Below are 23,489 nucleotides of genomic sequence, written 5' to 3'. Positions count from 1 at the left end.
ACACTCATTGTATTGCTATTCCACAGTTACGGATTTTGCAAGATTCCTAGGCTTATCAACGTCGTAGCCCTTAAGCTTTGCCATATTCATAGCAAAAAGTTGCAATGCTACAACATCTACAAGAGGGCTTAGCAATGTTGGGCACTTAGGGCGCCAAAACACAATATCTGCGTAACGCTCAGCATCTGGATCACCGTCTTCTGCAACAGCAATCGTAAACGCTCCGCGAGCCTTAACTTCTTCGATTCCCGATATCACTTTAGCGTGTAAAACGTCTCTGCCTCTAGAAGATGGCACAATCACAACAACCGGCTCTCCCTTATCTACAAGAGCAATCGGACCGTGCTTTAACTCTCCTGCAGCAAAGCCTTCTGTAAACGTGTACGCAATCTCTTTTAGCTTTAATGCGCCTTCTAGCGCTACTGGGTAGCCAACGTGCCTGCCAAGGAACAAGAACGATTTTGCGTCCATCGTTCGCTTTGCAGCTTGCATAATCGAGTCCGTTTGCGTATCTAAAACGTTTTGAATTTTATCTGGCATTTCTTTAAGCTGAGACACGATTTGCTGAATCTCATCCCTGTACATTGTTCCCTTGACTTGAGCCAAATAAAGACCAAGCATGTATGCTGCTACGATTTGCGCAACGAAGGCTTTTGTGGAAGCAACTGCGATTTCTGGGCCTGCATGCGTGTAAAGTACAGCATCCGATTCTCGAGGAATACTCGAGCCTTGAGTGTTGCATATTGCAAGCACGCGGCTACCCTGCTCACGCGCGTGCCTTAACGCCATTAGAGTGTCCATTGTTTCGCCAGATTGAGATATTGCAACAACAAGCGTTCTATGCGTTAAAATCGGGTCTCTATACCTAAATTCGTGAGCCAACTCCACTTCTACTGGCACGCGTACCCAATGTTCAATCGCATATTTTGCAACTAATCCAGCGTAGCTTGCTGTTCCACAAGCCACAACTATTATCTTGTCGATTGATCGCAAAATATCTTGACTAATCCTAACTTCGTCAAGAATAATGTTCCCTTTTGCGTCGAATCGCCCACGCAAAGTATCAGCTACAGCATGCGGATCTTCGTGGATTTCCTTATCCATAAAGGAATCCCATCCGCCTTTTTCTACTGCAGAAGCATCCCAGTCTACTGTAAAGCAACTAGGGTTTTCAATCTTATTGCCATCAAAATCTGTAAGTAAAAGCTGTGCTTTTTTGTTTCCTTCTATATCTCCGATTAAAACAGCTTGATCTTGACCAACTTCAAGAACCTTATCTGTGTATTCTACAAAAGCAGCAACGTCGGAGCCTAGAAAATACTCGTTATTTGAAACACCTACTACAAGCGGCGAATCGTGGCGAACAGCAGCAACAATATTAGGCTGTCTAACATCCACTGCAAGTAGAGTAAAAGCTCCTTTAAGAATTTTTGCAACTCGTCTTATTGCTTCAAAAAGATCTGGCTTACCAGTTTCTTCAATTATTTGATTCGCGATTTTTCCAAGCGCTTTTGCTGCAACTTCCGTATCTGTTTGAGACGAAAACTCTATGCCTTCTTTTTGCATTTGTTCTTTAAGACTAATAGCGTTTTCAATAATACCGTTGTGAATAAGTGCGATTTTTCCGTCTGCACTAACGTGAGGATGCGCGTTTAAGTCGCATGGAGCGCCATTTGTAGCCCAACGCGTGTGGCCTATTGCAACGCTCGCTTCTGGCATTGGATTTTCGGCTATATCTTTTCTTAAAACAGCTAAGCGACCAGCTTTTTTGCGCACGCATATAGAATCCATTCCTGGAGCAGCAAGAGCTACACCAGACGAATCATAGCCTCTGTACTCTAAGCGTTCTAATCCGTTTAAGCAAACTTCTAAAGGCTTTGCGCAAACTGTGCCAAAACCTGCGTATCCAACAATTCCACACATAATTTTCTATTGTACGTTATAAAACGTGTGCGTTTCTACTCGTTTTGCAATTATGTTTTGAATTATGTTTTGCAGTTATGTTTTGCAGTTATGTTTTGCAATTACTGCTATCTGTTGCTATGAATGCTATCTGCTTTTGCTTCGAATCCTTTACCAAAATGCTTTTCTAACATAACCTGCAAAACCATCAAAACAGACGTAATCACCAAATACCAAACACTAGCAACAATAAGAATGCGAGCTAAAAGAGGATCTGGCCCAACAGCATCGCTTGTTCCACAAGCACTAGAAAATCCTAGTAAAGATAGCGACGTAAACGCAGCAACAAATCTTAGCCAACGAGATACACGAACGCCGTTCTTACTATGCGAGTTTGATTCGCATGAAGAACATGCATCACTCATACTAATCTCCGAATAAATTGGATGGAATATTCAAACAATGAACAACTTTACACTATGTTTGTTATTACACAAACACGCCAAACACTACGCAAAATATTCTTTGCGTAAAATTGTTTGAATAATAATACTAATCAAAATAAAAAGGCTGCAGCAAACACCACAGCCATAAATTATTCATAATTTTACACAAAATACTTTAATTTTTACGTATTTACATTTATATGTTAGGCTTACAAAACGTTGTGCAGAAAATCCTTGAACCTTTCAGTTTGAGGATTATCAATAATCCCAGACGTTCCACATTCAACAACTTTTCCGCCGTCCATAAACACAACTTGATCTGCAACTTCTCTAGCAAAACCAATCTCGTGAGTTACAACAATCATTGTCATGCCATCGTTTGCCAAGTCGCGCATAACATTAAGCACTTCTCCAACAAGCTCTGGGTCTAGCGCAGACGTAGGCTCATCAAAAAGCATTATTTCTGGCTTCATAGCAAGCGCGCGAGCAATAGCCACTCGCTGCTGCTGGCCGCCAGAAAGTTGAGAAGGATAATGATCTACGCGGTCCGCCATTCCAACGCGCTCAAGCTCTTTAACCGCTAAATCGTGAGCTGCAATTTTGTCCATATGCAAAACGTGAACTGGCGCTTCCATAACGTTTTCAATAGCAGTCATATGTGGAAACAGGTTAAAACGCTGGAACACCATTCCAAGCTTTGCGCGCTGCGCTGCAATCTCTTTATCGTTTAACGCTTGCAAAACCTCTTTACCCTTACGAACAACAGTTTTTACGCCAATGCGCTCGCCGTAAATCGTAATTTTTCCAGATGTGATTGTTTCAAGCTGGTTCACTAATCGCAGCAAAGTTGACTTTCCGCTTCCCGAAGGACCGAGTATAACTGTTACACTTCCTGGCTTAACAGTCATATCAATTCCCTTAAGAACTTGCAAATTGCCGAAGGACTTGTGTAAATCCTCTATGACTACTGCTGGAGTATCACTTTTAGTAACATTTTGGCTTTGTGTATCAACCGTTAAAATATCAGTCATTTTTCCTCAAATCTAATAAAAACTAATGGAATTTTATCATTTATAATGCACTTATTTATGCTTGCATTATGCAATCAATACAACTATGCGTTAAATCCAAGCATTGTTGCATTATTGCGACCATTTACAGCATCGCTAGCAGCTTTAATGGCTTTATCTCCACGCTTTGCAGCATTTGAGTTGATTTGCGTATTTTTTACAATGTCTTTTGCTTCGAATCCTTTGCCAAAATGCTTTTCTAACATAACCTGCAAAACCATCAAAACAGACGTAATCACCAAATACCAAACACTAGCAACAATAAGAAGCGGAATCGGCTTATAAATACGATTAGCAACAGCATTAGTAGCAAACTGAAGCTCCAAAGTAAAAGGAACAGCCAAAACCAAAGACGTAGTCTTAAGCATACCAATAGTCTCATTACCCAAAGGCGGAACAATAATACGCATAGCCTGAGGCAAAACAACCCTACGCATAGTCAAAGACCTACCCATACCCAAAGCCTGAGCAGCCTCAACCTGACCAGCATCCACAGCCTCCAAGCCAGCACGAACAATCTCCGACAAATACGCAGCCTCATTAAGAGACAAACCAATAACAGCAGCATTCAAAGAAGTCATAACAACATTAGAATCAATCGAGAAAAACTCAACAGACGTAAACGGAACACCCAAACTCAACTTAGGAACAAGAACCGCAAACATACCCCAAAAAACAAGCTGCGTATAAACAGGCGTACCACGGAAAAACCAAATAAAGAACCAGCTCACACCACGTAAAACAGGATTAACACTCTTACGCATCATAGCCAATCCTATAGCAAGAACGATTGCAATAATCATAGACAAGAATGTGAGTATTAGCGTCCAACCAATACCAGCAAGAACGTTGTTGCTTATAAGATAAATTCCAACAACATTCCACTCAAATCGCGGATTAGTGACTATAGAATAAATCAGTGAGCATGCGATTATTGCTACGATTATGCCAGCTACGATTGGTCCAGGATTTTTAACTGGCAAAATGCGCTCGCTTCCTTGCGAATTTTGCAAAGGCTTTTTATTTAAACTGTTAAACATACTTTCTCCATAAAGACTTTAGGTTGCAACATATGCAAATTAATGTAGATTAAATACAAAAAATTGGCGTGCGATTTTACTTATGCAGTATCTACAAACGCACGCCAACTTTAAAATCATACTTCTGGGTTTACTTGCACTTCCTTAATAGCAACGTTTTCAACGCCCCACTTTTTAAGAATGTCTTTGTAAACGCCATTCTTCATAAGCTTATCGATTGCAGCCTTAATAAGCTTTAGCATCTTAGCATCGCCCTTCTTAACAGCTGCACCCATTGGCTCCGCGTCATCGCTGCTTTCTAGAATCTCTAGCTTTCCGCTATTCTTTATTGCAGCGTAACCAGCAACAGGAGTGTCTGCATACATAACATCTGCACGGCCAGAAAGCAAAGCTGTAGTGGCATCTGTTTGATCCTTAAAGCTCATGATTTCTAGCGGCTTATCGTTATTTGCAACGCACTGCTTCTTGGCTTCTTCCATGATTGGTTCGCCAACAGTGCCAGTTTCTAATGTAACTTTTTTGCCGCAAAGATTCTTTGGATCCACCTTAGTTGGATTGCCTTTACGAACTTCAAAAGACAAACCAGCGTTTGCATACGTTACAAAATCAACGGACTTCATACGTTCAGCGTTGACTGTAAAGCCAGAGATTCCAACGTTATACTTGCTTCCGATTGCTGGAATAATGGAATCAAACTGAGCATGCATAATCTTGGCTTTTAAGCCCATCAGCTTTGCTAACGCCTTAGAAAAATCAATCTCGTAACCGACTGGGGTTTTGCCATCGGCAGCAAAGAATTCTGCAGGAGCATAGCTAACATTTACGCCAACAGTTAGTTCGCCAGTTTTTGCAACGCTTTCTGGAACAAGCTTTGCAATCTCTTCATCTTTTTGAACTTTGCTTACATCGTAGCTGCGTGCCACATCTGGGTCTTCTGCTTTAGAATCAGCAGGGCCGCATGCGCATGTGCATCCAATCAATGCAAGAGTTGCAATTGCAGCAACTGGCTTAGCGAACATAAAAATCTTATTTGACTTAAGCATTTTCTTCTCCTGTTCAATCCTTCAGTTTTAAAGAATGAATAACTTATAATTTACAGTGATATGCATAACTATACACGATATCGCTACTAAATTGCGATTATTAAAATACAAAAACTGAATATTCATAAATTGCCATACACGCATATGCTGAAAAATAGCGAAAAATAACGAATTACAAAATCAAAAAGCCGTATATTATTCGTAAAAATGAATAATATACGGCGTGTCGTTATACAATCGCACTACATGGCAGGTCGTCGCGCCCGAGCAACACCAAGTAAGTGGAATATGCGAGTATTATTTTCCGCACTTTGTACGTAATTTAGGTCAAATTTGGTACAAAACCCGTCACATCGTTCGCGCGGTCTAAGCGCGCGAACGTCTTCGCCGCACGTAAAGTCCACTGGACTTTACGTTTGAGCGGCTCAGCGAATCGAAGTGCATTCGCGCGCTACGCTATTCCTCGCGGCTATTAGTAGCCGCTCGGCTGATTTGGCATGTAAAGTCCACTGGACTTTACATTTGAGCCAAATCACGCTTTGAAGGAGCTTGAAATGCGTTATGCAATTTCAAGCTCAGTCAAAGCGCTCATGCAAGTCGATTCGCCCGCGCAACATCAATCACCTAGATTGCATATTCTTGTATCGCATAGCGCGCAAAGCCTCGCGCTTATCTTGTTCTTCGCGCAACGCCTGTCGCTTATCGTACTCTTTTTTGCCTCGCGCCAAAGCAATCTCAACTTTAGCGTAACTGCCCTTAAAATAAATCCTCAAAGGCACAATCGTATAACCTTTAGCTTCAATCTGCCTAGAAAGCTTAGCAATTTGAACAGCATGAAGAAGTAACTTACGCTTGCGTTTTGGCGCATGATTATTCCACGTTCCATTTAGATACTCTGGAATATTTGCGCCTTCTAGCCAAATCTCACCACGTCTATCAATATTTACAAACGCTTCAGCTAAAGAAGCTCTACCTTCTCGTAAAGACTTAACTTCGGTTCCAGTAAGCGCAATACCTGCTTCGTAGCAATCTTCAATCGCATAGTCGTGATTAGCTTTTTTATTTCTTGCAACAGTTAAAGTACCATCTGAACCAGGTTTTTTATCCAAATTACACCAACCTAAATCGAGTCATACCTAAATCAAATCATAAAAATTAAAAATTAATAGTGAACGTACTCATAGTTTCCAGCATTGCCGATAGTCCTATAAGACGGGAACGTTGCAAACCCAACGCCACCTTCGGATATAAGCACGGAGCCATCGGAATTTACGCGCTCAACAACAGCAACGTGACCATACGTAGGGTCGGATCCAGCAGCACCTCTAGAAAACACCATAACAGCACCAACGTGTGGAGTACGATTTACAAGATATCCAAGTCTGCGCCCAGAATTTGCCCAGTCTGCGCCGTTTCCCATAAATGATCCAACAGGCAAACCAAGCTGCGACCTACGCAAATATGCCCAAAGCGTGCACTGGCGAGCAGGGTACGCAGAACCCCCAGCAGTATTACCAGTATTATGTCCGTAGCAATTACCAGCACCAGCAGGGCAATTGCCAGGAACTGAGTAATTCATACCACTTGCAGCACCATTAGAAAGAGGCAACGCAGGCAAATAAGGCGCACTCCAGCCGCCACCACGTATTTGTTGGCGATTAGCATTTGGATTCATGCGAGCTGCAGCAGACGCAGCCAAAGCCCTAGCTTGAGCGTCGATTTGAGACTTTAACGCAACGATTTCTGCAGCCTCACGAGCAGCACGAGACGTAAGACTGTTCTTTTGACTTTCCAACTGCTTTCTAAGAACACTTCCCTGGTCTCGCAAATTTTGCAAAGAACGCTGCTTATCTACAGCAGCTTTTGCAGCAGCTTGCGCGCTTTGTGCCTGGTCTTGAGCTTTTTGCTTTAATTTTTGAATCTCATCTTCTATAGCAGCCAAACGCTGACGCCTATTCATTGAGTTATTCAAAGTAACAGCAGCATCGTTAGCAGCATTCGCCTCACTACGAACAACAGCAGCTTCCGATTGAAGTTTTCCAACAAATTGCTCGGTAGTTGTTGAATTGGTTACCATAGCCATTACGTTAGAAGCGTTTGAACCGTGGAAACTTTTTCGCGCAAGCTGAGCCACAGCAGCCTTTGCATCGTCAAAATCTTCGCCAGTTTTTTTAATCTTTTCTTCCAAATCGCGCTTATCTTTTTGAGCAGATTGCAAACGCTGATTTGTTGATTCAACAAGACTCATTGCTTGTTGCGCTTGATCTTGAGCCTGTTGAGCTGCTCGAATCTGGTTTGGAATTTGATGCTCGTTAAGATCATTAAGCTCTAAAATCTTATCTGCAAGCTGCTTACTAACTCCAGCCAATTGCTTTTTAAGAGCCGCATTACTTTGCACTTTTCTGTTGTAATCTTGCATTGTTACAGCATTCGCACGCAAAGGAGTATACGCAAGTAGAATAGTAAATGCAGAAAGCATAAGAACGCTTAGCGCAATCACGCTAGTAACAACGCGTTTAGAATAGTAAAAATAGCATCCTTTGCTTTCAAACTTTCTACCCAACTTGCTTTCCTTTCAACCTTTACAAGCACTAAAGCGAATTATACATTGAAAATGTTATTAATCGTAAGCGTTTCAAACCAATCTTAAGTTTTATATCACTTATATTTATATTTAAGATGATTTACGCTTGCAAATATCGTCTCAAAGCAAACGCGGAGGCGATTATTGAAAGCAAAACAGCTCCAATAACCAACGCTGGAACAGTCATCCAAACAGTTGCTTGATTAACAAACGGCATCCAACGAACATTTTGTGCAAGCCAATCTGTAATAAACACCTTAACAACAATGCTTAGCGCGCACCCAGATAGCAAAGATCCTATAAGAGAGGCAAACGCTCCTTCTAAAATAAACGGCATGCGAATTGTCCAATTAGAAGCGCCAACAAGTCGCATAATCTCTGTCTCTTGCTTTCTAGAAGCCGCAGACATGCGAATCGTAGTACCTGTAAGCATAATCGCAACAACAACCATAACTGCAGCAAGAACAATAGTCACAGCTGTTGCGTGATTCAAAACACTAAACACGGGGTCAAAAATCTGCCTTTGGTCCACAACTTCTTCTACGCCTTCACGACCAGAAAGAACCTCGGAAACAACTTGATATTTTGTTGGATTCGTAAGCTTTAGTCGCAAGGAATCTTGCATATCTGCAGCTGTTAAAGTGCGGCCTTGATATAAGCCATTAGGATATTGCTTAAGAAAAGTGTTTTTGTAAAATTCGCTTCTGCTAACGTAAGTTATGTTTGAAACGTCCGAGCCAAGTTCTTGGTTAATAATGTTTTCTAACTTTACGATTTCGCTCTTTGTTGGAGCTTTTCCAGAAGCGCAAGATGCTGCTTGACTCGTGCCATCTGGGCAAAGCCATGCAACAACTTCTACTTTGTCGTACCAATCGCCCTTAGCTTTTGTGATTTGTGCTTGCATAAGAACAGATGCGCCTATAAACAAGAACGATATGAAGGTAACGAGCATTACCGAAATAATCATAGAAACGTTTCTGCGTAAACTAATCCACGTTTCGGAGAATATGAATCGCAATCGCATTACTCGTCTCCTTCGTTCTTAAGATTTTCGCTATTATTCACTTCTGTTTTATTCGCTTCTGTTTTATTCGCTTCGCTATCGCTAGCTTTGCTATTAGAGCTTATTTCATTCGACTCGTCAACCCTACTGGCATCACCATTATCTTCTGATTTTTTTGCAGGCGGAGCAGGCGGAATCGAAAGCCCACGCCCCCAAGTCATAGTTGTTTCTAAAGGCTGAAAAACCTCGCCATATCTACCCGTTCTGCCAGAATGAACAGATTGCGCAAGACGAGCAATGCCCTCATTATTTTCGGACCCATTTTGCAAAGTTTGAGCAACAGCATCCATTGCCTTTTTTGCTTGAACTGCACGCTTTGCACGTTTAGACATAAAACGATAATTTTCTTGCGACTCGTCAAAACCATTTGCATCTATAGGTGATTGACTATTAGCATTTGAGCTAGATTCTGCATTTGATTCGGCATTTGATTCGCCATTTGAACCGCTCTTAGAACCGCCCTTAGAATCAGCAACAGCCGCACTAATGGAGTCTCCTTCTACAGCTTGTTGAGCTTTCGACTTTTGCTCAACATCTGCGTCTGGGAAGTAAAGCGCAGAATCGTAAGAACCCTCGCGCTCATCTCGCACAATATGACCAGAATGAAGCTCCACAACGCGCTTTCGCATAGAGTTAACAATTTCCTCATTGTGCGTAGCCATAACAATCGTAGTACCCGTGCGATTAATAGCGTCCAAAACTTCCATAATTCCAAGAGAAGTTGTAGGATCCAAGTTTCCAGTAGGCTCGTCTGCAAGAAGAATTTGCGGATGATTAACGTACGCGCGCGCAATGGCAACTCGCTGAGCCTCACCACCCGAAAGCTCGTGCGGATAATTATTCTCTTTGCCTGTTAAACCAACTGTTTCCAAAACTCGCGGAACAAGCGACTTAATCGTAGAGCGGCTCGTGCCAATAACCTCTAGTGCAAAAGCCACATTTTGATACACAGTTTTATTATTAAGCAGCTTATAATCCTGAAAAATAAAGCCAAGTGACCTTCTATACTGCGGAACCTGGCGATTTACCAGTCGCCTCAAGTCGTTGCCAGCAACGTGAATCTCGCCTTTTGTGGCTTCTTCTTCTCGCAAAAGCAAACTCAAAAGCGTTGTCTTACCAGACCCAGAAGCGCCCACAAGAAACACAAAGTCGCCGCGATTAACGTCTAAAGAAATATCGTCCAAAGCGGGGCGTGTGCCCTTAGGATAAATCTTCGACACATGTTCTAGCGAAATCAGAGACATATCTGCATTTTCCTTTACGAACTATTGAACGATATTCTTTACTTTTTACTATCTTATAGATTGTTTTTGATTTTAGGCGCTTTACGCTAAGTCAAAACAACCTAGACGCAATTATCCGCGCTTTGCAGCAACTCGCTGCTCGTGCCTCCATCGAATGCCAGCTTCAATGAAACCGTCAATATCTCCGTCAAAAACAGCTTGAGTTTGCGAAGTTTCGTAGCCTGTGCGCAAATCCTTTACCATCTGGTACGGGTGAAGAACGTAGGAGCGCATTTGGTCTCCCCAACTTGCCTTAATATCTCCAGCAAGCTCCTTCTTTTTAGCAGCTTCTTCTGCATGCTTTAACACAAGCAAACGCGATTGCAAAACTGCCATTGCAGCGGCACGGTTCTGAATCTGGCTGCGCTCATCTTGCATAGAAACAACCAAACCAGTAGGCAAATGGGTAATACGAACAGCAGAATACGTAGTATTTACGCCTTGTCCGCCAGGACCAGACGCTTGGAAAGTGTCTACGCGAATGTCTGAATCTGGAATGTCAATATGATCCGTAGCTTCAACAAGTGGGATTACTTCCACGGCACTAAAGCCAGTTTGACGCCTGCCTTGATTATCGAATGGAGATATACGAACCATTCTGTGAGTGCCGCCTTCTACGGAAAGACGACCATACGCGTATGGAGCATCCACTTGGAAAGTCGCAGATTTAATACCAGCTTCTTCCGCATAAGACGTGTCCATCATCTTAGTTTTGTAGCCATTTCGCTCTGCCCAGCGCAAGTACATTCTAAGAAGCATTTGCGCAAAATCAGCAGCATCCACGCCACCAGCGCCAGATCTAATAGTAACTACAGCTGCTCGCGCGTCGTATTCTCCGTCAAGAAGAGTCTGCACTTCCATATCGTCCAACTCGTGAGCAATAGCGCCAAGCTCCTCTTGAGCCTCGCTCATAGAATCGGCATCGCCTTCTTCTTGCCCAAGCTCAATCAAAGTTTTAGCATCTTCAATGCGCTGATCTACAGCTTGCAAACGCTTTAATTGAGACTGAGCTGCCGAAAGCTTACTCGTAACTTGCTGAGCGTGCTCAGAATCGTCCCAAAGTCCAGGCTCTGCAGCTTGCTTTTCTAAATCTGCAATCGTAGACTTAAGCGAATCAATATCTATTGCTTTAGAAATCGAAGAATACTTTGCTTCAACATCATTTAGCGCTTGAGCAAAATCAAATTCCGCCATTTACTTAAAGTACCTCTTTATGTTTTATTATGTTCGTTTTACGCAATCACTATTTAAAGCTTTTTAACGCTTTACACATTTACTATTAAAAGTTTAACGAACAGTCAAAATCTCTGGACCATTCTCTGTAATTGCAATCGTATGCTCGCTATGAGCACCGCGCGAACCATCTGCAGAACGAAGAGTCCAACCGTCTTTTGGATCTTGATAAATCTCGTCAGTAGTCTTTAAGAACCATGGCTCAATCGCAATAACCAAGCCTGGGCGAAGCTTGTAGCCGTGATGCGCTGTGCCATCGTTAGGAACGTGCGGATCGCCATGCATAATATGGCCAACTCCGTGGCCGCCAAACTCAAGATTTACGCTGTAACCATACTCGTGAGCAACGCATCCAACAGCTGCAGAAATATCGCCAAGACGGTTGCCAGGCTGAGCCATGTTAATGCCAGCCTCGAGTGCTTCCTCCGTGCACTTAATCAAGCGCAAATCTTCTGGATCTGCATGCTTTCCAACAACAAAGCTAACAGCAGAATCTCCAACCCATCCGTCAACGTTAATCGCTAAGTCAAGCGTTAGCAAATCGCCGTCTTTAAGGTTGTAATCAAAAGGAACACCATGAAGAACAGCATCGTTTACAGAAGTGCAAATGTAGTGCGCAAAAGGACCAGTTCCAAAATCAGGAGCGTAATCAACATAGCAAGAAGACGCACCTTTACGGCTCATAATGCGTTGGCGAACAAAGTCATCAATCTCAAGAAGATTTGTTCCAACTTTTGTCATTGCTTGTAAATCTTTAAGAATACTACCAACGAAGCGACCCGCAGGCTTCATAGCTTCAATCTCGGATGGAGTTTTAAGTTCAATCATGATTTAAGACTAACGCGCAGGCACGAAAATAGCACAAAATATGGCGAAAATACTAGACAATGATGTCGCTTAATACTTGTAATCTAGGCACATGCCTAATAACAATGAAAATAATAATAACAATAATAAAGAATCGCAGAAGGAAATTTCTGCTGTAAATTTTGACCCAGCTTCCTTCTCTTCGGTTATTCGACCACAAGACGATTTATTCCGTTACGTAAACGGTCCTTGGATTGACACTTACACTCTTCCAGAAGATAAGCCAATGTTTGGTGCTTTCTACAAGCTTGCAGAAGATGCAGAGACGCAAATTCGAGATATTTTAGAAAGTGAAGATTGCCCAGCCAAAAAGTCGCGAATCTTATACCGTAACTATTTAGATACTGCATCTATTGAAAAAGCTGGAATTACGCCAATTAAGAGCGATTTAGACGCTGTTGATGCAGCTAGCAGCAAAGAAGACTTAGTTCGCACTATTGCTTCTCTTACTCCATACGGCGGTCCAAATGCAATGTTTGCTTTTGGCGTATGCGGAGACCCTAAAGACCCTAAGACGAATATTATGCACATTGAGCAGGCTGGATTGGGCTTGCCAGACGAAGCATACTATCGCGAAGATAATTACGCTCCGATTCGCGCTGAATACGTAAAAATGGTAGCAAAGTTGCTGCGATTAGCTGGTTACGGAGATGCCACTACTACAAGCGAGCAATCGGAACGTTTCTTGAAGGTTGAGACACAAATCGCAAGCAACCATTGGGATAATGTAGCAACACGCGATTCTCAAAAAACTTATAATCCTTACGATTATGCGGATTTGGCAAAAACGCTTGAAGCGTTAAATCTTGACGCCTTCTTAGATGCTGCTCAAAAATCTTACGATAACTCGGAAGAAGCAAAGAATCAGCCAATAGATTTTCGCAAAGCTTTTAGCAAAGTAGTAGTTCACGAGCCAAGCTTTATAGAAGGATTGAATAAGATTTGGCAAGAAGCCGACTTAGAAGATCTAAAGCTTTGGGCACGCGTTCATGTGATTTTGTGCTGGGCAAGCATGTTAAGCGAGGACTTTGCTGGAGCTAGATTCGACTTCTACGGCAAAGTGCTTTCTGGTGCCACAAAGCCTCGCGACCGCTGGAAGCGCGCAATCGGAGTTGTTGACGATGCTTGCGGCGAAGAAGTTGGCCGCGAATATGTGCGTTTGCACTTCCCTGAGTCTTCTAAAAAGTATATGGAAGGCTTAGTTAGCAATCTTATTAACGCATACCGCGTATCGATTTCTAACAGCAGCTGGCTTGGCGAGGAGACTAAGGCAAAGGCTTTGGAAAAGCTTAGCAAGTTTGAGCCAAATATTGGTTATACAAACCATTGGATTGACTACTCTGCGCTAAATATTAAGGAAGACGCTGGCTTAATTGAGAATATGCGCGAAGTTTCTCGATTTGTGTTTGGTAGGTATACTGCAAAAGCTGGAGAACCTGTGGATCGTGAAGAGTGGCAGATGACTCCGCAAACCGTAAATGCTTACTACGATCCACTGCTTAACGTAATTGTGTTCCCAGCTGCGATTTTGCAACCTCCATTCTTTAGCCCAAGTGCTCCAGACGCAGCAAATTACGGTGCTATTGGTGCAGTAATTGGCCACGAAATCGGCCACGGTTTTGACGATCAAGGTTGCGAATACGATGGCGACGGCGTGCTTAACAATTGGTGGACTGAAGAAGACAAAACCAACTTCACTGAGCGCACTAAAGCGCTTATTGAGCAATACAATGCTTTTACACCAACGCAGCTTATTGTTAAATACTCTCACTTAAAGAGCAAAGAAGAGCGCAATGCAATGCCTCACGTAAATGGCGCTTTAACAATCGGCGAAAATATTGGCGATCTAAGCGGCGTAACTATTGCGCTTAAAGCGTACGCTTTTGCTTTGCAAAAGAGCAATGGGCAAGAGATTGACGGAAGTGACGATGCGATTCGCGAAACTTTGCTGAACGCTCCTAAGGTAGATGGCTTCACTGCTTTGCAACGATTCTTCTTAAGCTACGCGCTTGTGTGGCGTTCAAAGTCTCGTAACGAGATTGCGGAGCAATACCTTCAAATCGACCCACACTCCCCTGCAGAGTGCCGCACTAACGGCATTGCTCGCAACGTTGACTTGTTCTACAACGCATTCGACGTTAAAGAAGGCGACGAGATGTGGCTCGACCCAAGCGAGCGCGTACACATTTGGTAAATCGCAACATTTTGTAAGTCGCAAATAATATAAACAAATAATATAAACAAAAAAAGCCTGCAAACGTTTAATACGTAAGCAGGCTTTTATATTGATTTTTTTATGTTTATGTGACTTGCTAATCAGATCAGCTAATCAAACTCACACGCCAAATGCGTATGTCTTAACATCCGACAAGTCGCCGTTCTGATCATATGCCTCAAAATGAGTCCAATAGATACCTGGACGTGGGCTCCACAAAGCCCAAGGACCATCAAATCCCTCAACCCACTGCTTAGCGTTGTAATCGTAGATCTTAATCTTGGTAGAACCATTAGGATTATTAGTAGTTGCGCCAAGAAGAACACTATTACCCTGCCATGCAGCGTACGTTCCAGCAATAACAGTCTGACTTGGAACCGTGTAGTGGAAAGCAATTGTCTTCTCTAAAATAACTTTCTTAGTAGAAGGATCGCGTACTTCGCAATGCAACCAATAGTCGCCTGGCCTTGTAACCCAAGAAGCCCAGTTTCCAGTACTCCAATCAGCAATAGTTGCCCACTGCTGAGTACTCAAATTGTAAGAAAGCCAACGATACTCAAGAGTCTTATTGCTATATGCATTTGCACCAACAGCAATGTCGTTGTCTCGAACAATCCAAGCAAAATCAAGATGAGGAGTGTTATCGAGCTCGCCATCTTGATAGTCGGTATCTCCAACTTGAGTTGACAAAGTTAAAGCAGATACTTTTCCATAAGGACCGCCAGCAGCCTCGCCATAACCGAAGGAAATGTTTTCTGGGTTCAAAATTTGATATAAGTGAGCGTTATCACCGTTTATCATGCCATTAGCTTGGCGCAATTGGGATTCCTCTTCCTCTGCCCAATCGTGCATAGATTCTTCTGGACCTTCGCCCCAAGCAAGGTTTTCGCCCCAAGCCTTACGACCAGTGTAGTCTGGAAGGCTTACGCCATCTGGACCCAAATGATCAATCTTGCCATGCTTAGCAGTCTCTTCTGCGCGACGATACGCATCTTCTTCGTTTGCGCGATCGTAGCGAATACCATCAATATATTGCTCTTTTGTAAGACCCTTAGAAGTAACATAATCCGCAAGAGGCATGCCGTTCATAAGTGTAACGCCATCTTGATAATACTTTAAGCGCAAATTACGTATTTCGCCTAAAATGTAGCTTGCGACTTTATTGTCTTTAATCTGCCAATTTGTATTAACATTTGCAACGCTGTTATTAGGCAAATCAACCAATGCACTAGCAGATACTGCAGTAGATCCAATCATTGCCACACAAGCAACAGCCGATGTTGCAACAGCTAGGCATTTCTTTACAGAAAACACATGCAACTTATTCCACATAAGCGTAGTCCTCTCTCGTATACGAACATAACTATCTCTTAGCAATTTTATGTTCAGCATTACAGTAAGTAGAAGTAAGTAAAATCTAGGCTCACTCTATGCTAAACAAAACAAAAACCGCTCCTTTAAGTATACCAATCTACATATATTTTTTAGACTTTTAATCCGCTACTAGCTTTTGCATATTTTGTCAAGACTTTTTAATCAATGTGAATAAAACATAGGCTTTAACCACATTTATAAAAATATATTGCGCAACTATTTTCCATAATTCATAGTTGATTCTACTGCGGCGAATTTGCCAAAAGCCACGATAATCAACACGGTTTTGCGCGATGAACTTCGAGACTTAAATTAGTCGCAGTCCAAACTCTTGAAAGGTTGAAAAATATGGCACAGCAACAAGCAACATTAACAATCAGCGGATACGTTGGAAGCGACCCTGTAAACTTTAGTCGCAACGAAAATGCGCCCGCATGCTCACTAAGAATTGGAAGCACATCTTCTTACTATCATAATGAAGAAAAAGCGTGGAAGGAGCGTCCAACAACATGGATGACTGTAAAAGCGTACAAGTCTCTAGCGTCAAACGTGTTAAAAAGCGTGCATAAGGGAGACGCAATCGTAGTTTGCGGAAATTTAAATACGGAATCTTGGCACAAAGATGGAGAAGACCGATCGCGAGTGGTTCTAGAAGCAACATCAATCGGACACGACCTAAATCGCGGAATCAGTGAATTTACTAAGACTTCGTATGCTAGAAACAAAAGCGTTGCAAACGTAGATTCTAAAAACAAAGACTATAGCGAAAATGGAAATAGTCAAAATCAAAACTTTGCAATGAAAAATCCAATGTCTTCTAAATCAAATTCTTCTAATTCTCAAGAAAATGAAGAAATAAGTGATTTTGGAGGCCAATTAGATGAAGAACAATACAACGATATTGAAGGAGGCGCCAATGATTTTTAGAAAAGTCTAATAATATTAAACATTAGACTTAAGCATAGTATTGTTTAAAATTTTACTACTGTTATTCATAGCAATATTGCCGCTGAAAATAATGCGCACACATGCAAAACATGCAAAGCATTATATCAACGGCAATATTGTTTTAATCGTTCAATTGTTTAATCGCTGATCGCTAATTAGCTGTTACAAGTTATTGGATTATAACTGCTCGCGAACGCGCTCTACAATGCGGCTAGCAGCCTCATCAACTGGAACTGCTTCAACATTTGAGCCATTGCGATTGCGGATTTCAATCGTGCCATTGTTTACAGTGTCTCGTCCAGCTACAGCAATCAGCGGCACGCCAACAAGCTCCGCGTCCTTAAACTTTACGCCTGGAGAAACCTTTGGACGATCGTCGAATATTACTTCGATTCCCTGCTTGCTAAGCTCTTCAACAACTTTCTCAGCAGCGTCGAAAGCAACTTGATCTTTGCCAGTAGCAACAACGTGAACTTGAGCTGGAGCAATCGCCATAGGCCATGCAAGGCCAGCTTCATCGTGATGTGTTTCTGCAAGGCACGCAATCACGCGGCTAACGCCAATACCGTAGCAGCCCATCCAAACTGGCACAGCTTTGCCGTTTTCGTTAAGAACGCTTAAGCCCAAAGCCTTAGAATACTTTAAGCCAAGCTGGAATACCTGGCCAATTTCCACACCGCGCTCAAAGCTAAGCGGACCAGAACCATCTGGGCTCATATCTCCATCGCGAACCTGTGCTGCCTCAACAACGCCATCAGCCTCAAAATCGCGGCCGTAAACAGCGTTGTAAACATGCTTGCCGTCTTCGTCTGCTCCTGTAATCCAGGCGCTGCCCTTTGCAACGTGAGCATCCATCAAGTAGCGAACAGGGCAAGCAATTTTGCTTCCATCTTTGCGAGCTTGAGGACCTAATACGCCAGCGCCAATATATCCCTTAACAAACTCAGGATGAGACTTTAAGTCATCCTCGGTTGCTTCTTCGATTTCTGCAGGAGCAAATTGAGCTTCAAGACGCTTCATATCTACCTGGCGATCTCCTGGAACACCAATAGCTACGATTTCGCGCCATGGCTCCTCGTGCTCGCCGCCGACTGCATCTGCAGGGTGCTTAACAGCAATAATCAAGTTCTTCAAAGTATCGCTTGCTTGCCATTCGCGGCCGTCTTTGCGTGGATGCAAATCGTTAGAAACTTTAACCAAAGCTTCAATCGTCTTAGCATCTGGAGTATCAAGAGCTTCCATTTTAGGAGTTGCCGAGCAGTCAACATCTTGCATTTCTGGTGTTGTCAAAGCCTCAACGTTCCAAGCTTTTCCAGAAGGAGCGAGAGCAAAAGTATCTTCGCCAATTGCCATTGGAGCCAAGAACTCCTCGGAATCCGATCCGCCCATAGGGCCAGAAACAGCGTGAACAATCACGTATTTAATGCCTAAACGGTCGAAAATTCGAGCGTAGGCAGCGCGCTCTTCAACATAAGCAGACTTCAAACCATCTTCGTCAATCGAGAACGAGTAAGCGTCTTGCATAATAAACTCGCGTCCGCGAATAAGACCTGCGCGCGGACGGAATTCGTCGCGATACTTCGTTTGAATCTGATACAAAGTTAGTGGCAAATCCTTGTACGAAGAATACATATCTTTTACAAGAAGAGTAAAGACTTCTTCGTGCGTTGGAGCAAGAAGATAGTCAGCCTCATGGCGATCTTTGAGGCGGAATATGTTGTCGCCGTACTCTTCCCAACGATTAGTAGCCTCGTATGGCTCGCGTGGAAGAAGCGCTGGGAAGTGAACTTCTTGAGCGCCAATACCGTTGATTTCTTCGCGAATAATCGCTTGAACTTTATTGAGTACTTTTAGACCAAGCGGCAACCACGTCCACACGCCTGGAGCGGATTTACGAATGTAGCCTGCGCGCTGCATAAGTTTTGCGGAAGTCACGTCCGCATCTGCTGGATCTTCGCGCAGCGTACGAAGAAACAGTTTAGACATACGAAGTACATTAGAACCCATGCGTTCCAATCTATTTGCGCATGAGGACATAAACACTTGTTTACGCTACTAAACAAAAGCAAAAACACTTTACCGGCTTTGTAGCTAAAAACGACGATTAGAGCTAGAAAAAGCGGAAGTATCGTTCGCACGGATTAGCCGTGCGAATGTCTTCGCCACGCAGAAGCAGTGCTTCTGCCTTGAGTGGCTCAGCGCTCCGAATTACCTTTTCGCGCTACGCTCTAAGCGAAAAGGCAGGTCGTCGCGCCCGCGCACTTTGTACCAAATTTGACCCAAATCACGTACAAAAAGCGGAATATAGATTATGTCGTTCGCGCAGATTAGCCACAAAACGCTCTAAGCTAAAAGGCATGTCGTGGCGCAAAATGCTAAAACTCGTCATTGAATCCAAACTCATCGTTGCTAGTACTTGCAAAAATATCAAGTTCCTGCTGATTAACGAATTCGTTTTCTAACGTGTTTTTTACGAAAGAATTAGCACCACTGTTAGTAAGAAGCTTACTTGCTTTCTCAGAAGCTTCGCGCAAAGAGCTATCAAGAATCACAGCATCCGCGCAAACGCTAAACGCGCGGTCATTAATGCCCTCTAAATAAAGTCCACTCAAATTTTCCACTCTAGAAAGCGCAACATATCCCATTCCAGGCGCAAAAGTACGGCGCAAATCCATAACTGCACTATCAAGCGTCATTCCTTGCGATTTATGAATCGTAATTCCCCACGCGCATCTAAGTGGCACTTGATTTACGCTAGCAAGAACAGTTTCGCCATCTGTCATCTCCCAAGCAGCAGGCTTAAGAGTAACAATATTGCCGTTTTCAAACTCAACAATCGGCCAGCCACCTTTGGATTCAGGTGCAAATCGCAAAACTCGCCCAACAGAACCGTTCACATATTGCTTATCTTGGTCATTTCTCAAAGCCATTACAGCCGCACCAGCCTTTAATACAAGACGTTCAGGCGCAAGCATGTTCTTTTTTAAGCGCTCTACAAGATTTTTAGGGCCAGCTTCCGTTGCTACAAATTCGTGAGGCTCAGCATCAATCGCAGCAAGTTGAACATTATTTAAGCCGTCCGCTTGCGCGTTTGTTGGAAAAAGATGAACCGAAACTTCTCTATCTTGAGGATATTCGCCAAGTCGACTAGCAAGAACTTGCTTATCTTCATTACTCACAATGCCACTTCGAATATCTGTTAAAACGCTAAGAAGCTTGCCATCATCTTGCCTGTGTTGCTCTGTTAAATAGCACACAACAGGTTTTAGAGAATCCCACGCAAACGATTCCGTAATATAGCCTTCGGGATTTTTGCCAGCAGCAGCATACTTTTCGCGCGATGTAATAAACTCAGGGCTAGGCTCGAATACATCGCGATTTCGCGTAGACGTGCTAACTGGCGGCAACTGGAAGAAATCGCCAGAAACCACCACTTGCAGTCCGCCAAAAGGCAAATCATTTTTGCGCACCTTGCGGCACACTTCGTCAACCATGTCGAAAAGCCAAGCGTGAATCATGGAAACTTCGTCCAACACAAGCACGTCTGTGGCTTTTATGCGCTTTCCTCGCCGAGCTCTAATGGTTTTAAGAAGCGAATCGGTAAGCGCGTTTGCAACGCCTGTTCCACTCCACGAATGAATGGTTTGGCCGTTCAAATGCGTTGCTGCAATGCCCGTTGAAGCTGTTACAGCAACGCTTAAACCGTTTTCGCGCATTGAACGCACAGCACGGTTTAAAACATACGTTTTTCCCGACCCAGGAGCGCCCGTTAAGAACACACTTGCGCCCGCGTTTATTATTTCTAACGCTTCCGATTGCTTCATTGGCAGCACCTTTTATTTGCGCTATTTGCGCATTTACGTTTAATGCGTTTAATAGTCACGCTTTGTTTAATAATCGCGCTTTTCTGCGGAATTTACGTCTTCTAGAGCTTCGCCTCTGCGCTCGTAGTCGCGAAGCAAGCTCGTGCTCTCAATGTGTTGCGCGCCCGCTTTTGCTTGTGCTTCGCTTGGCCCTGGAGTTGGAACGAACATCATATCGCGGTAGTAGCGCAACTCGTCAATCGACTCAATAATATCCGCGAGCGCACGGTGGCCTCCGTGTTTCGCTGGCTTATTGCGGTAAACGTCTGGGTAAAGTCTGCGCGAAATCTCCTTCAACGTGCTTACGTCGATTACACGATAATGCAGATTTGCCATTAAATCTGGCATGTAGCGGTCGAGGAATTTTTTGTCTGAGCCAACGGAGTTTCCAGCAAGATGCGCTTTTCCGCGCTCTGGCAAAAATCGCTTTACGTACTCAACAACCTGCTTTTGTGCTTCTTCTAGAGGCAAACCGTTTTTATTCCACTCGTCAACAAGACCAGAAGACGTGTGCATATTGCGCACAAAATCGTTCATATGACTCACAGCAGCATCGCTTGGCTTAATCACTAAATCAATTCCGTCATCTAGAACTTTCAAATTAAAGTCAGTTGGAACTACAGATACTTCGCATAATTCGTCGTGGAAAATATCGAGACCAGTCATCTCGCAATCAATCCAAATTAAACGCGATTCTTTCGGCGTAAACGTAAGATCTTCCTTAGCTTCTGCCATTTTCGTTCCTTTCCTAATATTTTTTTGAACCCATCAGCCTACATCTTCCCACCGACGAGGCGCGTATTAAAAACGACGAAAAGTTAGAAAGTAGCAAATAAGACTTAGCTAACTTTTCGCCGTTTAATGCAAAAATACTTGCGATTTATATGCGACTTATACGCGCGACATACGCAACTCGCGCACAACTTGCGACTTAGTTGTGGAAACCGCTGTAGTTTGGCGCTTCTGCAGTCATCACAATATCGTGAGGATGCGATTCCCTAAGGCCCGCATCCGTAATGCGAATAAAGCGACCGCGCTCCTGAAGCTCCTCAATATTGTGAGCGCCAACGTAGAACATAGACTGATGCAAGCCACCGAGCAACTGGTAAAGCACAGCGTTAAGCGGACCGCGGTATGGCACTTCGCCTTCCACGCCTTCTGGAACCACCTTATCGGAGCTAGTAACATCTGCCTGGAAGTAACGATCCTTAGAATAAGACTTCTTACCGCGAGGCGCCATTGCACCAAGCGAACCCATGCCACGATAAAGCTTGTATTGCTTGCCGTGAAGCAAAACCTTCTCGCCTGGAGCTTCCTCACATCCAGCCAAAGTGCCGCCGAGCATAACGGTGTTGGCTCCTGCAACCAAAGCCTTAGCAATATCTCCAGAATAGTGAATACCACCATCAGCAATGCATGGAATTCCAGCAGCCTTGCAAGCTTGAGCAGCGTCATAAACAGCAGTAAGCTGAGGCACACCAACACCTGCAACAACGCGCGTAGTGCAAATAGAGCCTGGGCCAACGCCAACCTTTACAGCGTCAACGCCAGCGTCAATCATCGCCTGCGCACCTTGGCGAGTAGCAATATTTCCGCCAATAATTTGCACGCCGTCAAAAGCCTTATCTGCCTTAATTCGGCGAATCATGTCTAATGCCAAGCGAGCTTCACCGTTTGCTGTATCAACAACAAGAACGTCTACACCAGCTTCCATAAGAGCGCACGCACGTTGCCAAGCATCTCCAAGGAAACCAATTCCAGCAGCCACACGAAGTCTACCCTGGTCGTCTTTAGTGGCATCTGGGTACTGCTCAGTCTTAACAAAGTCCTTAACAGTAATCAAACCTGTAAGCTTGCCTTCAGCATCAACCAGCGGCAACTTTTCAACCTTGTTTTCCGCAAGCAAACGATGCGCATCTTCTTTAGAAATATTCGAAGGACCAGTTACAAGATTTTCGCGAGTCATCACGTCTTTAACTTTCAAGCGATCGTAATCCTCGGAAGCAATAAAACGCATATCGCGATTGGTAATAATGCCAACTAAACGATTTTCGCCATCTACTACTGGCAAGCCCGAAATATGGAAGCGCCCGCACAATTTATCTAAATCGGCGAGCGTTGCATCTGGGTGAACAGTAAGAGGGTCGGTAATCATACCCGACTCGCTGCGCTTAACAATATCTACTTGCGCAGCCTGATCATCAATGGAAAGATTGCGGTGAAGTACGCCAATTCCGCCATTTCTAGCCATTGCAATAGCCATATCCGACTCGGTCACAGTGTCCATTGCTGCAGAAATTGCAGGAACTTTCATAGTGATTTCGCGAGTTAGATGAGTAGTTGTATCTACTTCGGATGGAATTACATCGGTTTCGTTTGGAAGCAGAAGCACATCGTCGTACGCGAGGCCGAGCTTTTCGAAAATTGGAGGAACAGGAGTATACGCAGATTGCATGTTCATATCAGTTGTAACCATAGGGTTACTATACGTTTTTGCTATGACGTTTGCAAAAGTCGCGTTTCATACACAATATTTAGTGGCCATTTTGCGCTGAATC

17 protein-coding genes and 1 pseudogene are annotated in these 23,489 nt (G+C 43.5%); 2 read left to right on the top strand and 16 right to left on the bottom strand.

Annotated features, from left to right (window positions below):
* Positions 1-15: 15 nt before the first annotated feature.
* From glmS to map, 11 genes and pseudogenes are all read right to left on the bottom strand, one after another.
* A complete protein-coding gene (glmS, locus tag HXT36_RS01335) occupies positions 16-1,923 on the bottom strand; it encodes a glutamine--fructose-6-phosphate transaminase (isomerizing) (RefSeq protein WP_421778971.1) in 1,908 nt (635 codons plus the stop codon).
* A 107-nt stretch (positions 1,924-2,030) separates the two neighbouring features.
* Positions 2,031-2,159, bottom strand: a pseudogene (locus tag HXT36_RS01330) (amino acid ABC transporter permease); the annotation flags it as partial.
* A gap of 398 nt (positions 2,160-2,557) precedes the next feature.
* Positions 2,558-3,379 carry an amino acid ABC transporter ATP-binding protein gene (locus HXT36_RS01325; protein ID WP_415688347.1) on the bottom strand — a complete coding sequence of 274 codons (822 nt, stop codon included), beginning with the start codon at positions 3,377-3,379 and terminating at the stop codon, positions 2,558-2,560.
* Positions 3,380-3,462: 83 nt separating this feature from the next.
* Positions 3,463-4,458 (bottom strand): amino acid ABC transporter permease, encoded by a 996-nt coding sequence (locus HXT36_RS01320; protein WP_421778969.1) that lies wholly within the window; start codon positions 4,456-4,458, stop codon positions 3,463-3,465.
* A gap of 116 nt (positions 4,459-4,574) precedes the next feature.
* Positions 4,575-5,501 carry an ABC transporter substrate-binding protein gene (locus HXT36_RS01315; RefSeq protein ID WP_421778967.1) on the bottom strand — a complete coding sequence of 309 codons (927 nt, stop codon included), beginning with the start codon at positions 5,499-5,501 and terminating at the stop codon, positions 4,575-4,577.
* Positions 5,502-6,121: 620 nt separating this feature from the next.
* Entirely contained in the window at positions 6,122-6,610 is a 489-nt protein-coding gene (smpB, locus tag HXT36_RS01310; protein ID WP_004130644.1) for an SsrA-binding protein SmpB, read from the bottom strand.
* A 53-nt stretch (positions 6,611-6,663) separates the two neighbouring features.
* Positions 6,664-7,980, bottom strand: a complete 1,317-nt coding sequence (locus HXT36_RS01305; protein ID WP_230470819.1) for a CHAP domain-containing protein — start codon at positions 7,978-7,980, stop codon at positions 6,664-6,666.
* 205 nt (positions 7,981-8,185) lie between these two features.
* Entirely contained in the window at positions 8,186-9,109 is a 924-nt protein-coding gene (gene ftsX / locus HXT36_RS01300; RefSeq protein WP_032812849.1) for a permease-like cell division protein FtsX, read from the bottom strand.
* Complete coding sequence (gene ftsE, locus HXT36_RS01295; protein ID WP_421778964.1) at positions 9,109-10,392, bottom strand: cell division ATP-binding protein FtsE; 1,284 nt, start codon at positions 10,390-10,392, stop codon at positions 9,109-9,111. Before ftsE ends, ftsX begins: the two co-directional genes overlap by 1 nt.
* Before the next feature lie 111 nt (positions 10,393-10,503).
* Positions 10,504-11,625, bottom strand: a complete 1,122-nt coding sequence (gene prfB, locus HXT36_RS01290; protein ID WP_016635958.1) for a peptide chain release factor 2 — start codon at positions 11,623-11,625, stop codon at positions 10,504-10,506.
* Positions 11,626-11,718: 93 nt separating this feature from the next.
* Entirely contained in the window at positions 11,719-12,492 is a 774-nt protein-coding gene (map, locus tag HXT36_RS01285) for a type I methionyl aminopeptidase (RefSeq protein ID WP_016785904.1), read from the bottom strand.
* 91 nt (positions 12,493-12,583) lie between these two features.
* On the opposite strand from map, the gene HXT36_RS01280 reads away from it, so the two are divergent.
* Positions 12,584-14,725 carry a M13 family metallopeptidase gene (locus HXT36_RS01280; protein ID WP_016841628.1) on the top strand — a complete coding sequence of 714 codons (2,142 nt, stop codon included), beginning with the start codon at positions 12,584-12,586 and terminating at the stop codon, positions 14,723-14,725.
* A gap of 141 nt (positions 14,726-14,866) precedes the next feature.
* On the opposite strand, the gene HXT36_RS01275 is transcribed toward HXT36_RS01280, so the two are convergent.
* On the bottom strand, positions 14,867-16,078 hold the full coding sequence (locus HXT36_RS01275) for a CAP domain-containing protein (protein WP_421778961.1): 1,212 nt from the start codon (positions 16,076-16,078) through the stop codon (positions 14,867-14,869).
* Positions 16,079-16,468: 390 nt separating this feature from the next.
* Here HXT36_RS01275 and HXT36_RS01270 point away from each other — a divergent pair, with 390 nt between their 5' ends.
* Positions 16,469-17,047, top strand: coding sequence for a single-stranded DNA-binding protein (locus HXT36_RS01270; protein ID WP_421778958.1), 579 nt, complete (start codon positions 16,469-16,471; stop codon positions 17,045-17,047).
* A gap of 198 nt (positions 17,048-17,245) precedes the next feature.
* Here the strand turns inward: HXT36_RS01270 and HXT36_RS01265 are convergent, their stop codons facing one another.
* The 4 genes from HXT36_RS01265 to guaB all read right to left on the bottom strand — a co-directional run bounded on the left by HXT36_RS01265 (position 17,246) and on the right by guaB (position 23,407).
* Positions 17,246-19,075: a proline--tRNA ligase gene (locus HXT36_RS01265; protein WP_421778956.1), complete on the bottom strand. Its 1,830-nt coding sequence runs from the start codon at positions 19,073-19,075 to the stop codon at positions 17,246-17,248.
* A gap of 368 nt (positions 19,076-19,443) precedes the next feature.
* A complete protein-coding gene (locus HXT36_RS01260; protein ID WP_421778954.1) occupies positions 19,444-20,892 on the bottom strand; it encodes a PIF1 family DEAD/DEAH box helicase in 1,449 nt (482 codons plus the stop codon).
* Between the two features lie 66 nt (positions 20,893-20,958).
* Entirely contained in the window at positions 20,959-21,666 is a 708-nt protein-coding gene (orn, locus tag HXT36_RS01255) for an oligoribonuclease (RefSeq protein ID WP_410294292.1), read from the bottom strand.
* Between the two features lie 196 nt (positions 21,667-21,862).
* The gene (gene guaB / locus HXT36_RS01250; protein WP_004130610.1) at positions 21,863-23,407 is read right to left on the bottom strand and encodes an IMP dehydrogenase; all 1,545 of its coding nucleotides are present in this window, start codon (positions 23,405-23,407) and stop codon (positions 21,863-21,865) included.
* Positions 23,408-23,489: the final 82 nt, after the last annotated feature.

The sequence above is a fragment of the Gardnerella sp. DNF01144 genome, from assembly GCF_049244245.1.
Classification (GTDB): domain Bacteria; phylum Actinomycetota; class Actinomycetes; order Actinomycetales; family Bifidobacteriaceae; genus Bifidobacterium; species Bifidobacterium piotii.
The sequence above is the reverse complement of the archived record's forward strand: the minus strand, read 5'-3'. Positions and strand labels throughout refer to the sequence as shown.